Origin of the sequence: Collimonas arenae (assembly GCF_000786695.1) — a bacterium.
GTDB classification, from domain to species: domain Bacteria; phylum Pseudomonadota; class Gammaproteobacteria; order Burkholderiales; family Burkholderiaceae_D; genus Collimonas; species Collimonas arenae_A.
Genome location: NZ_CP009962.1, coordinates 4,676,865 through 4,688,777 on the forward strand (window position 1 = coordinate 4,676,865; position 11,913 = coordinate 4,688,777).

The following is an 11,913-nucleotide window of genomic DNA, read 5'->3' on the forward strand; positions in this document are numbered from 1 at the left end:
ACTGTATCGTTAGAATCAGCGCTCAGTCACCCTCCCGCCGAACATGCCATGTCCTTCAACAAACGCCGTACTTTCTTGCACAAAGTCACCGCCGGCGCTGGCGTCTTGCTGAGCGGCGCACCGCTGCACAGCGTCATCGCGCAAACCGTTGCTCCTGCCATCATCACCTCCGACAAGCTGCGGCCGCAATTGCCGAGCGGTGTGATGAGCGGCGATGTCAGCCGCGACAAGGCGATCATCTGGAGCCGCGCCGACCGGCCGTCGCGCATGGTGGTGGAATACGCCAGCAACGAGAGCTTCCGGAACGCACAGACGCTGAGCGGACCGTTGGCGTTGTCCAGCAGCGATTTCTCTGCAAGAGTGGATCTCAGCGGCCTGCCCAGCGGACAAACGGTTTTTTACCGCGTGCGTTTCCAGGATATCCAGAACCCGTCGGTATATAGCGCGCCGCAGAGCGGCAGCTTGCTGATCCCGGGCGGCGCCGAACGCGACATCACCTTCGCGTTTTCCGGCGATGAAGCGGGACAAGGCTGGGGCATCAACGAAGCCTGGGGCGGCTACCGGATTTACGAAACCATGCGCCGTTTCAAGCCGGATTTCTTTATCCATTCCGGCGATCAGATTTACGCGGACGGCGTCATCGAAAAAGAGGTCAAGCTGGACGACGGCACGCTCTGGCAAAACCTGGTGACGCCGGCTAAATCCAAGGTAGCGGAAACGCTGGACGACTATCGCGGCAATTTCGCCTATAACCTGCTGGATATCAACAAGCGCCGCTTTGCCGCGGAGGTCCCGTTCCTGGTGCAATGGGACGATCACGAAGTGCGCAACAACTGGTATCCGGGCCAGAAGATCGGCGCTGCCGAACAGCGCTATCAGGAACGCGATCTGTCGACCCTGGCAGCCAACGCAAAGCGGGCGATGTTCGAATACAATCCGTTTCGCATCGAACCCAGCGATCCTGAGCGGGTCTACCGCATGTTCAACTACGGCCCGCTGCTAGAAGTATTCATGCTCGACGAGCGCAGCTATCGCGGCGCTAATTCGCCGAACCGCCAGAGCGCGCTGACGCGGGATACAGCCTTTCTCGGCGCGGCGCAATTGCGCTGGATCAAACAGGCGTTGCTGCGTTCGCAGTCGACATGGAAGGTCATCGCCAGCGACATGCCAATCTCCATTGTCGTGCCGGATCTGAATCCCGACGTGCCGCAAGGGACCTTCGAGGCCTGGGCCAATGGCGACAACGGCAAGCCGCGCGGGCGCGAGCTGGAAGTGGCCAGCCTGCTCAAATTCATCAAGCAGCACAATATCAAGAACGTGGTGTGGGTCACCGCCGACGTCCACTACGCCTCGGCCACCCGCTATATGCCGGAAAAAGCCCAATTCACCGACTTCAAGCCGTTCTGGGAATTTGTCGGCGGCCCGCTGCATGCGGGCACTTTCGGTCCGGGAGAAATCGACCATACTTTCGGCCCCGACGTGCGTTATGTCAGCATCCCTGCCGACATGAAGCAAAACCGGCCGCCCAGCGAATTATTGCAATTTTTCGGGGTCGGCAAGATCGATGCGAAGAGCAAAGTCATGACTGTCTCCCTGCACGACATTGACGGCAAGGATCTGTTCAAGGTCGACCTGCATCCCGAGGCATAGCGGCTATCAGCCGGCGTCTGTTGCTTCGCCAGGGGCGAAGCGCTAACATATGGCTGCCTTCGCCATCCCGGCGCAAGGCTAACCGCGACCGCCTTTCCCATGTTCCGCCTGCCCCGTCCATTACGCCAGCTAGCTATCTGCCTTGCCATGTTTGCAGCCTTGCTGCCAAGCGTGGTGCAGCTGCTGCCTGCCGCCCACGGCCAGCCGCTGGGATTGGGCGAACTGTGCAGCGTGGCCGGCCATGTGCAGGCGGCCAGCTCAGACAACCCCGGCAACTCCGACACACCGGACCAGAATCATCAAGGCCATTGCCTGTTGTGCTTCTTGCATGCGGCCGACCTCGGCCTGCCGCCCGCCATCGGCCAGTGGCAACTTCCGGCCAGCGCAGCCATCGCTCTGCCGCAAGCAGTATCAACCCTGCACGCCAGCGTTGTCCGGCTGTATCCACAATCGCGCGGGCCGCCCGTATTTGCTTGATTTGGTTAACTACAGCGCACTTTCATTGACCGACAGTGCGAGTTACAACTTGAACAAGGAATACCTTCATCATGGCTACGCCATTCTTTCGCCGCACCCGCGTTATTTCGGCGCGCCTTTCCGTATGGCCACTCGCGGCTTTGTCTTTGACCACCCTCTTGCCACAGGCAGCGCTGGCTTGCGCCAGTTGCGGCTGCACGCTCAGCTCCGACTGGGACAATCTCGGCATCGGCGGCTCGTCCGGGCTGAAAATGGATATCCGCTACGACTACCTGAATCAAAACCAGCTACGCAGCGGCAGCAGCACCATCTCGCCCACCGCCGCCAGCCGGATTTCCAATAATGGCGATCCGCAGGAAGTCGAAAAATACACCCGTAACAACTATCTGACGCTCGGCCTCGACTACAGCTTCAATCCAGACTGGGGCATCAATCTGCAATTGCCTTACATTATGCGCAGCCACAGCACGCTGGGCACCGCCTCGGATGGCATAACGCCCGGCCCCGGTGGCGGCCAGTACGATTCCAGGACGTCCAGCATCGGCGACCTCAAGCTCATCGGCCGTTACCAGGGTTTCTCGCCTGAACATAATTTCGGTATCTTGTTCGGTGTGAAACTGCCCACCGGCAGCCATACCGATACCGCCATGTCGAGCGATCCCACGGCGCCGGGACCAGTGCCTATCGATCGCGGCCTGCAACCGGGCAGCGGCACCACCGACGCCATTCTCGGCATCTACTATATGGATACGCTGAGCCAGAACTGGGATTATTTTGCACAGGGCATCGTACAGAAGGCGCTGGATTCCAGCGACCAGTATCGTCCAGGCGACGGCGCCAACCTGAATCTGGGCCTGCGCTATATGGGCAATACCGCCTTCACGCCGCAAATTCAGCTGAACGTGCGACGTGTGCTGCACGATGTCGGCGCCAATGCGGACACCATCAGCACCGGCGGCACCCTGGTCTATCTCAGCCCTGGCGTGACGGTGCCGGTCTCCCAGCAAGTCTCGCTGTACGGTTTCGTACAGTTACCGGTTTATCAAAAAGTCAACGGCGTACAGCTCGCGCCGCGCTTTACCGCCACCGTGGGCGCCCGCTACTCGTTCTAACTGTGTGCGGCCGGTAGTCAGTTGCCGGCCGCCAACCCATCAACACTATTGATGCCCATATTTTCCTGACAACTAAAAATCCCCTGCTACTTGTATTGCCGCCCTCTTAAACATCGATATCTCACAATTGTTTTCATTTGTATCGCACTTTATGTCAGCCATATCCAATCTGACCGCGTTGATTACCTACCTCGGTCATATTGCCAGGTGCGGCGCACAACAGATAACACAGTCGTGCTGCAAGTAGACAGATTGACAAATTTGCATTACCACTCCATGGAGAAAAAAATGAAAGCATTGTTTATTTCAGCAGCAGTTGCAGCAGCTTTACTGACTTCCGCCGCCAGCTTCGCCCAAGCACCGGCAGCAGCGCCAGCCGGCAGCACCGGCCTGTGCAAGGACGGCAGCTACTCTTCCAACGCTACCAAGAAAGGCGCTTGCGCTGGCCATAAGGGCGTAAAAACATGGTATGCACCAGCCGCTGCGGCAGCCGCCGCACCTGCTACCACACCTGCCGCCGCACCTGCCACAACTCCGGCAGCAGCTCCAGCCGCTGCACCGGCGGCCATGGCAAAACCAGCTGCACCAGCAGCGATGGCTCCTGCAAAACCAGCAGCTGCAGCCGCCGCTCCGGCAGCTGGCGCTAATCCAGGCGACGTTTGGGTCAATAGTTCCAGCAAGGTCTATCACTGCGCCGGCAGCAAGTACTATGGCAAGACAAAGGCTGGTTCTTACATGACAGAAGCAGCCGCCAAGGCAGCAGGCAACCACGCCGACCACGGCAAAGCTTGTAGCTAAGAGCTAAAAAAACAGGGCCGGGGTATAGTTTCCTTGGCCCTGTTTTCATTTCCGGCCAGATTTCCGTTAGCGCCGGCAACCAATAAAGAACTCCGGGTTTATCTATCTTTTACAATTGGACGACTTTTTTTGATGATGTTTACGCTACTCTTGCCGGGTAGTCTAAACATCGTCAACTTTGAAAGGAAATCTCATGGGCATTATCGCTTGGCTGGTAGTTGGCGCGATTGCAGGATGGCTGGCTGGTGTTGTGGTCAAGGGCGGCGGCTTCGGCGTACTGGTTGATATCATCGTCGGTATCGTCGGCGCTTTCATCGGCGGCTGGCTGGCCGGCATACTTGGTATTCATGTTGGCGGCGGCATGATCGCGTCGATCGTGACTGCCACCGTAGGTGCTGTCATCTTGCTGTTCATCCTGCGGCTTATCAAGCGCGCCTGAGCATTACCATTACCCTGCATTGCTGTAAAAAATGCATAAAAAACCCGCCATGTGCGGGTTTTTTCTTTTCCTCGATTCACTCACTCCGCTATTCCGCTATTTGAAGTCATAGGCCATTTGCGCCTTCAGCGATAATTTTCGGGTGCTGCGATCACAGCGGCCGATATAGTCCAGGAACGATGGCGCCGGGGCCAGTCCTTCACTCAATAATCGCTGTGTATCGAAAATATAATTCAGCTTTGAAAAGCGACCGTACAGCATCAATGCCTTGTGCAGCATGCGGATATTGAGCAGGCCGCTGCCCGGTTCCTTCGCCACACGGTTCTCAGCGGCATAGCGGGAACTGTACGAACGCGCCAGCGGCAACAACGCTTCCTCAGATACCCGTTCATAAGGCTGACCCGCCGCAGTCCCGTCCATGCTGTGGAAGGCCTGCAATAATTCCTCCACCATGGCGCTCCCATTAAGCCCGGCCGCGATGTGATAGGCGGAGAAGCCCAGCGTCTCCTTTAAAGTCAGAGCGACGATCGTCTGCGCACAATAGTCGACCGGAACGATATCCAGGTGGGCCGTCGGCGGACAAACAAAACGATTGAGTTGCGAGACCAGTTTCAGTATCCAGAAAATACTGGCGGACGGTTTGCAGCCCAGCGCCGAATGACCGATGATGATCGATGGCCGCACAGACACCAGCGGCAGTTCTGGAAAGCGTTCTCTCAGCTGATTCTCCGCTTGCGCCTTGGAGGCGGTGTACGGCACCAGGTGCGCCCTTTCCTCCGGCAAGCGCATGCTCTCCGTCACCACCGGACCCCGCGCCACGCCGCATGCCATGGCAGTGCCGACATAGACAAAACGCCGCAGCCTGGTATGGCCGGAAAACCGCGCGGCCAGCCGCAATGTGGCGTTGACATTGACCTCCCAGATATCCGGCCGATCGGCAAAGGACGTCACCGCCGCGCTATGGATGACGTGCGTGACATCGTTCAGCCGCGCATCCGAAAATGCCTGCGGATCTTTCAGGTCAGCCAGGATGATCTGCCTCTCCGACACCGCTGGCGGCGCTGCGGAGCGCGTAAAACGAGCGATCGATGCGCGCACCCTGCGTACGCCTTCCGCTGCCGACTGCGCACGAACCAGAAATAGCATTTCCTTGAAGCTTGCGCTGCCCGCGAGGTTGGCGGCAATCGCACCGCCGACGAAGCCGGTGACGCCAGTAAGAAAAATTCGTGGCGATCCTGCCTCAGAGGGATTTTGCGCGGCAAGTTCTTGTTTGCCACGCAACCACGGCGATCTTGGGAACAAATTAAAAACCATGATGGCGTACCAATTCGGATTCGATCAAAACGAATAGTTGACAGTCGTGAAGCCGCTGTAATTGGTCTTGGCCAGCACTAACGGGCTGTCAGCCGCTTTTTGCATATAATGCGTTGCGCCTAACATGGTGGAAACCGACCAGGTCTTGTTAAAGCTGTGTGTCCAGACGACCGAAGCCGTCATCGCATTCAAGCCCGATTTTGCGGTGTATTGGCGGTAGCCGGAATTGCTGCTTTGAAGCGCGGTGACGCCGAAGAAAGTCTGGTTGTATTTGGCATCGCCAAAGACTGCCGCGCCGCTGACGCTGACCTTGTCTTTGGCCAGGTCCAGCACTGTGCTGCTCAGTTGCGCCTTGTAAGTAAGGCCATGGTCGCGGTTGGTGACAGGCTGCGAAACGCTGACCGACAATGCGCCGATCCGGCCAAGCTTGATGCCGCCCTCAAGATTGGCCAGCACCGAGCCTTTGATTTCGCCCATGCCTTTCAGTTTTGCCGAGCCAGGCTGCAGGCCGTCGTTGGAATCCTTCCGGCCGGCGTCGTAGCCGATGGCGGCGGTGGCAAAGAACATGTCGCTGATATCGTAACGATAACCCGCACCCTGCATGGCGTCGAAAAAAAAGCCGGACGGCGAGACGATGTTCAAGACAGGTACCGGCACCGCCCGGTATTCGTCGCTGCCGGCATAGCGCGCCATGGCGCCGGCGCCAAGTCCGATAGTAATCTGGGTATCCTGCAGCCAGGATTTGGATGACGCCGGCGTCACTTGCTGAGCCATCGCCACGCGGGATGTCAACACGCCGCACACAGTGACAGCGATAATTGACTTGATCTGGTGTTTCATTGTTTCTCCGGTTGATAAGGAAAGTGCCAGCTGAAGCATCGACACAAGGTCGCCTGGGAACGGCTCACTGAGTCAGATCTGCAGGACACATTCTCTGCATTCCCGAATGGCAAGTCTGTGAGTCATTAGTAAGGAATCTGTGTCATTCGGTGGCATTTATGTGTTTGTTTGTAATCGGGTCATCAAGGCCGCGAGTGAAACGCTATGATGGGAAAAAAAAAGGGGAACAGCCGGATGAAGAAGGTTTTACTGATCGAAGACGATGCGCGACTTGCCGAATTGATATCGGAATATCTGTGCCGCTACGATTTTGAAGTGACGCTGGTGCTGCGCGGCGATCTGGCGCTGGACGCCATCGCTCGCGAACAGCCGGACGTGGTGGTGCTGGACCTGATGTTGCCTGGCATGGATGGCATGGATATCTGCCGCGCCATCCGCAAAACCTCGTCGCTGCCGGTGCTGATGCTAACCGCCCGCGCCGATATTTTCGACCAGGTCGCCGGCCTTGAAATCGGCGCCGACGATTACATGCTGAAGCCGGTAGAACCGCGCTTGTTGCTAGCGCGCCTGCGCGTCATCCTGCGCTGGATGGAATTGCGCGGCCAGCCGACGCGCGGCAACCTGCTGCAATTCGGCGAACTGGAGGTCGACCTGTCGGCGCGCCAGGTTTGCTGGAAAGGCCGGGAGGTTGATCTCAAGACGGCCGATTACAACCTGTTCGTGATCCTGCTGCAAGCCGCCGGCAAGGTGCTCAGCCGCGACGAACTGTTGAAGCGCTGGCGCGGCATCGGCTTCGACGGCCTCGACCGTACCGTCGATGTCAGCATTTCACGCTTGCGCAAATGTTTTGACGACGATGCCAATGAACCGCGCAAGATCAAAACGGTTTGGGGCCGGGGTTACCTGTTCAGCCCGATCGCCTGGGAAGAGTAATGTTAAGAATCCTGATACGTCTGTATTTGATTGTCGCCATCCTGTCGATCATTTCCATTATTTTTGTACAAAAGGGCTTTCCCTATATATTCAGGGGGGATTTCCAAACCCAGATGCACAGGGACTACAACACCGAAGCAATGTTGGTGCGCAACTACCTTGGCACGATCCGCAACAGCGACCAGGAAGCCAGGCTGGCGCACATGAACAGCGTCAGCCCGCAACGTTATGCGCGCCTGTCGAACGACGAAATGCAGGCGTTGCCGCCAGCGATCAAGAAAGAGTTGGCGCGCTCCGGAATCGCCTGGAACGGCCACGGAGAAAATAACCGACCGGATCCTTATATGGCCTTGGACGACGGCAGCGTATTGCGAGTCCGTTCCTATGCGTTCGGCTATACAGAAGTGATCGCCTATCTCGTCGTCTTCGGCGTCATGCTGTTTGCGGTCTGGATGTGGCTGACGCCGCATTGGCGCGACCTGGAAAAATTGCGTATCGCCGCCGCCAGGTTTGGCGATGGGGCGCTGGATGCGCGCGCCAAGCTGTCCGACAATTCCTCCATCAAACAGTTATGCGCTTACTTCAACAATATGGCCGACCGCATCAGAGACCTGATCACTGCGCAAAGAGACATGGTCAACGCCGCATCACACGAGCTACGCACGCCGCTGGCGCGGCTCGAATTCGGCCTGGTCAACTTGATGGATACCACCGACGACAGCAAGGCGCACAAGCGCATCCAGGCCATGCGTAAAGACGTTGAAGAGCTCGATATCCTGGTCGGGGAACTGCTGACGCTGAGCATGCTGGAACAATCGTCGCTGCCGGAGCGCAAGGAAAAAATCGCGTTGGAAGATTTTTTACGTTCCGCCACCGGCGTCTCGCATGAAGAGCTGCTCCTGCGTCACACGACGATCAGTTGGTCTGTCGACGCCTCAATGCAAGAAATCGTCACCGAGCCGCGCAATCTGGGACGCGCGTTTTCCAATCTGGTGCGCAACGCCCTGCGCTATACCCGCGGCACCATCCGGGTACGGGTCGAAGCCAGAGCCGGTTCCTGGAATCTGATTGTGGAAGACGATGGCGTAGGGATCCCTGAAAACGAGCGGGATCGGATTTTCGAACCCTTTTACCGTCTCGACCGCAGCCGCGACCGCGCCACCGGCGGCTACGGACTGGGCCTGGCGATTGTCAAGAAAGCTACCGAACGTCTTGGCGGCACGGTTCGAATTGGAGCTTCGGAGCTGGGCGGTGCGATGTTCGTCATGAATTTCCCGCTGTAGCAAAACCAAGGCGCCCTATTCCGGCGGGACCAATCTGGCGCGCATCACCCTATCACTTTTGCTTATTCCAAATAAGACAAACTGACACACATCAGCATCAATTTCACATCAACGCTCCGCCGCCAAACCCCGCATCCATGCGCCTTAAAGGCGCAAACACCGAAAATGCCGCCGTGGCATATTTTGTCTTTTGATCGCGGTTTGATTTACTTTTTATGTTCATACTATTTTCCTAGCGGATCAACGTCGTGCGCGCTAGAATCCCAAGACAAAATTTGGGAGGATTTGACCTGTGATGTGTACTACCCGTCGTTTCACACTAGCCGCTCTCGCCCTCAGCATTTCGTCATTCAACGCCGCAGCGGCGACCCCGGATGACGTAGCGCCGCTGGGAAAACTGCCACGCTGGGCCCAGCCCCTGGCGTACCATCTGGATTTCCGCGTCGATCCACAGCAGTCTGCCTACACCGGCAGCGCCGCCATCGATATCGAACTCAAGCAAGCCGCCGACCACCTGTGGCTGCATGGCCAGGACCTGAAGGTCAGCAAAGTCACCCTCAGCGACAGCGCAAAAAAAATCCACGCGGCACAGTACAAGGTTGCGGCGCAAAAGGAAGGCGTGGCAACTGTCGAGTTTGGCAAGACCTTGCCAGCCGGCCGCTATCGCATGACGCTGGAATACAGCGCGCCGTTCAATGAACAGCTGGAAGGTGTGTACAAGGTCAGCAACCAGGGCGTGCCTTATGTGATTACACAGATGGAAGCGATCAGCGCCCGCTACGCTTTCCCGGGTTTCGACGAACCGTCTTTCAAGACGCCATTCACGCTCAGCCTGACTGTGCCGGAAAACCAGGTTGCCGTCGCCAACACACAGCAGATCTCCGAACAGAAACTGGACAACGGCTGGCACAAGCTCAGCTTTGCCGCCACCAAACCGCTGCCGACCTATCTAGTGGCATTCGCGGTCGGCCCATGGGATGTAGTCGATGGCCCGCAAATTCCGGCGACCCAATGGCGCGCGCAAGCGACGCCGCTGCGCGGCATAGCGCCGCATGGCGAAGGTCCACGCATCAAACCGGCGCTGGCGCAGACCCCGGCCATCATCACGGCGCTGGAAGATTACTTCGGCTTCGGCTATCCCTTCGACAAGGTGGATTTGCTGGCAGCTCCCGACTTTGCCGCCGGCGCCATGGAGAATCCCGGACTGGTGACCTTCCGCGATTACCTGATGCTGCTGGATGCGAATTCGCCGGCGCACAATGTACGCAGCTCGTTCAACGTCGCAGCGCATGAACTGGCGCACCAATGGTTCGGCGATACCGTCACCATGCCCTGGTGGGATGACCTGTGGCTGAACGAAGCCTTCGCCACCTGGATGCAAGCCAAGATCACGCAGCAATTGCATCCGGAATATCGCGCCGACCTGGCATTGATCGGCGGCGCCAACTCTGCCATGCAAAGCGACAGCCTGGTCAGCGTGCGCAAGATCCGCCAGCCGATCACCGGCAACGGCGACATCGAAACCGCTTTCGACGGCATCACCTATGAAAAAGGCGCTGCGGTGCTGAACATGTTTGAACGCTACCTGGGTGCGGATACGTTCCGCCAAGGCGTGCGCGCCTACGTCAAGCAGCATCAGTTTTCCAGCGCCACCGCGGATGACCTGGTGGCGGCGCTGGCCAAAGCGTCAGGCAAGGACCAACGCTTTGCCAAAGCCATGCAAAGTTTCCTCGACCAACCCGGCGTGCCGTTAATCGACACGGCCTTGCATTGGGAAAATGGCAAGGCCGTGCTGCACATGAAACAGCAACGCTACCTGCCGCTGGGCTCTGCCGGCAACGCCAATACCTTGTGGGGCATTCCGGTATGCGTGCGTTATAGCATCGCCAACGGCGCTCCCAAAACGCAATGTGATTTGCTGGACCAGGCCCAAGGCACGATGGTGCTGCCGGACGCCACCGCCAGCAGCTGGTACATGCCGAACGCCGACGCCGCCGGCTACTACCGTTTCGACATGGCGCATGACGATCTGGCGCGCCTGACCGGCAACTTGGCGCAACTTCCGGACACGGAACAACTCGCCTACGCCGACGCCATCAATGCCGGTTTCGGCCACGGTGACCTCGATGCTGCCGCTGTGCTTGCGGCAGCGCCGGTGCTGGCGCAATCGAGTACGCGCGAAGTGGCAACGGCGTTGCTGCCTACGCTCAAGTGGCTGTCGAAATACGAAGTCCGCAACGAGGCTCAGCACAATCGCCTGACCGAACTGGCGCGGAAGATGTATCTGCCGCGCTTGCAGCAACTCGGCTACCAGCGCCGCGTCAACGAAAGCCAGGACGACGCTTTGCTACGCGCAACATTGGCGCAATTCCTGGCGCTTGACGTGAAGTTGCCGGAAGTACGCCAGGCGTTGCTGTTGCAAGGCGACAAAGCCTTAGAAAAAAACGCCAATGGCCAGCTCGACCTGGTTGCCGCCAATCCTGACCTGCTGCGCGCGGTGCTGTCTGTCACTGCCCAGGAACAAGGGACGCCTGCAATCGACGTGCTGATCAAGGCGCTCGGCAACACCAATGAGCCGGCGCAGCGCATGGCGATCCTGAGCGGCCTCGGTGCGGTCACTGCATCTGCCGGCGCTGAGCGCGCACGCAACCTGGCGCTGGACCCGCGCGTCAAAGTCGGTGAAATGAGCACCGTGTTGCGCGCCAGCAGAGAAGATGGCGAAGGCCGCGAAGCCATGTGGAAGTGGTTTAAGCTCAATCATGAACAAGTGATCAAGCGCAGCGGCGAAGCGTCTGGCGGACGCCTGCCGGATCTGATCGCCGGCGACAGCTGCTCGCAGAGTGAAGCCGAACGACTCGGCGCGTTCTTCCAGCCGCTGCTGGGACAATTGCCCGGCGCTGAGCGAGGTCTGGCGCAAACCCGTGAAAAGACCTTGCTATGCACGGCGTTGCGCGAGAAACAAGATCCGGCGGCGATTCTGCGCTAAAGTATCAACCAGAAAATAACTGTGACCAGCAATAACTTTTATAGCTTTTTTAGAATGCCTTACAAGGCTGTTTTTTCCGAT

The 11,913-nt window shown here is 58.2% G+C and carries 10 protein-coding genes; 8 read left to right on the forward strand and 2 right to left on the reverse strand.

The features are described from left to right. Window positions 1–48: 48 nt before the first annotated feature. The 5 genes from LT85_RS20630 (at window position 49) to LT85_RS20650 (ending at window position 4,476) form a co-directional block, all read left to right on the forward strand. Entirely contained in the window at window positions 49–1,650 is a 1,602-nt protein-coding gene (locus tag LT85_RS20630; RefSeq protein ID WP_038492709.1) for an alkaline phosphatase D family protein, read from the forward strand. 99 nt (window positions 1,651–1,749) lie between these two features. Continuing rightward, entirely contained in the window at window positions 1,750–2,127 is a 378-nt protein-coding gene (locus tag LT85_RS20635; protein WP_081992598.1) for a DUF2946 domain-containing protein, read from the forward strand. A 71-nt stretch (window positions 2,128–2,198) separates the two neighbouring features. Further along, window positions 2,199–3,239, forward strand: coding sequence for a TonB-dependent receptor (locus LT85_RS20640; RefSeq protein ID WP_038492714.1), 1,041 nt, complete (start codon window positions 2,199–2,201; stop codon window positions 3,237–3,239). Between the two features lie 288 nt (window positions 3,240–3,527). Further along, the gene (locus tag LT85_RS20645) at window positions 3,528–4,037 is read left to right on the forward strand and encodes a DUF3761 domain-containing protein (protein ID WP_038492717.1); all 510 of its coding nucleotides are present in this window, start codon (window positions 3,528–3,530) and stop codon (window positions 4,035–4,037) included. A gap of 193 nt (window positions 4,038–4,230) precedes the next feature. Beyond that, window positions 4,231–4,476, forward strand: a complete 246-nt coding sequence (locus LT85_RS20650; RefSeq protein WP_038492720.1) for a GlsB/YeaQ/YmgE family stress response membrane protein — start codon at window positions 4,231–4,233, stop codon at window positions 4,474–4,476. 96 nt (window positions 4,477–4,572) lie between these two features. Here the strand turns inward: LT85_RS20650 and LT85_RS20655 are convergent, their stop codons facing one another. Next, window positions 4,573–5,790, reverse strand: coding sequence for an SDR family oxidoreductase (locus LT85_RS20655; protein WP_052135361.1), 1,218 nt, complete (start codon window positions 5,788–5,790; stop codon window positions 4,573–4,575). A gap of 24 nt (window positions 5,791–5,814) precedes the next feature. Then, window positions 5,815–6,630: a MipA/OmpV family protein gene (locus LT85_RS20660; RefSeq protein WP_052135362.1), complete on the reverse strand. Its 816-nt coding sequence runs from the start codon at window positions 6,628–6,630 to the stop codon at window positions 5,815–5,817. A gap of 234 nt (window positions 6,631–6,864) precedes the next feature. Between LT85_RS20660 and LT85_RS20665 the strand changes: the two genes are divergently transcribed. The 3 genes from LT85_RS20665 (at window position 6,865) to LT85_RS20675 (ending at window position 11,832) form a co-directional block, all read left to right on the forward strand. Beyond that, a complete protein-coding gene (locus LT85_RS20665) occupies window positions 6,865–7,563 on the forward strand; it encodes a response regulator (protein WP_216595031.1) in 699 nt (232 codons plus the stop codon). Next, window positions 7,563–8,846, forward strand: coding sequence for an ATP-binding protein (locus LT85_RS20670; RefSeq protein WP_038492721.1), 1,284 nt, complete (start codon window positions 7,563–7,565; stop codon window positions 8,844–8,846). The genes LT85_RS20665 and LT85_RS20670 overlap by 1 nt, the downstream gene beginning before the upstream one ends. Window positions 8,847–9,141: 295 nt before the next feature. Further along, window positions 9,142–11,832, forward strand: a complete 2,691-nt coding sequence (locus LT85_RS20675; protein WP_038492724.1) for a M1 family metallopeptidase — start codon at window positions 9,142–9,144, stop codon at window positions 11,830–11,832. Window positions 11,833–11,913 lie beyond the last annotated feature (81 nt).

Coding starts and splice junctions, on each gene's coding strand:
- LT85_RS20630 (WP_038492709.1), top strand. CDS start 49: ATGTCCTTCAACAAACGCCGTACTTTCTTGCACAAAGTCACCGCCGGC.
- LT85_RS20635 (WP_081992598.1), top strand. CDS start 1,750: ATGTTCCGCCTGCCCCGTCCATTACGCCAGCTAGCTATCTGCCTTGCC.
- LT85_RS20640 (WP_038492714.1), top strand. CDS start 2,199: ATGGCTACGCCATTCTTTCGCCGCACCCGCGTTATTTCGGCGCGCCTT.
- LT85_RS20645 (WP_038492717.1), top strand. CDS start 3,528: ATGAAAGCATTGTTTATTTCAGCAGCAGTTGCAGCAGCTTTACTGACT.
- LT85_RS20650 (WP_038492720.1), top strand. CDS start 4,231: ATGGGCATTATCGCTTGGCTGGTAGTTGGCGCGATTGCAGGATGGCTG.
- LT85_RS20655 (WP_052135361.1), bottom strand. CDS start 5,790: ATGGTTTTTAATTTGTTCCCAAGATCGCCGTGGTTGCGTGGCAAACAA.
- LT85_RS20660 (WP_052135362.1), bottom strand. CDS start 6,630: ATGAAACACCAGATCAAGTCAATTATCGCTGTCACTGTGTGCGGCGTG.
- LT85_RS20665 (WP_216595031.1), top strand. CDS start 6,865: ATGAAGAAGGTTTTACTGATCGAAGACGATGCGCGACTTGCCGAATTG.
- LT85_RS20670 (WP_038492721.1), top strand. CDS start 7,563: ATGTTAAGAATCCTGATACGTCTGTATTTGATTGTCGCCATCCTGTCG.
- LT85_RS20675 (WP_038492724.1), top strand. CDS start 9,142: ATGTGTACTACCCGTCGTTTCACACTAGCCGCTCTCGCCCTCAGCATT.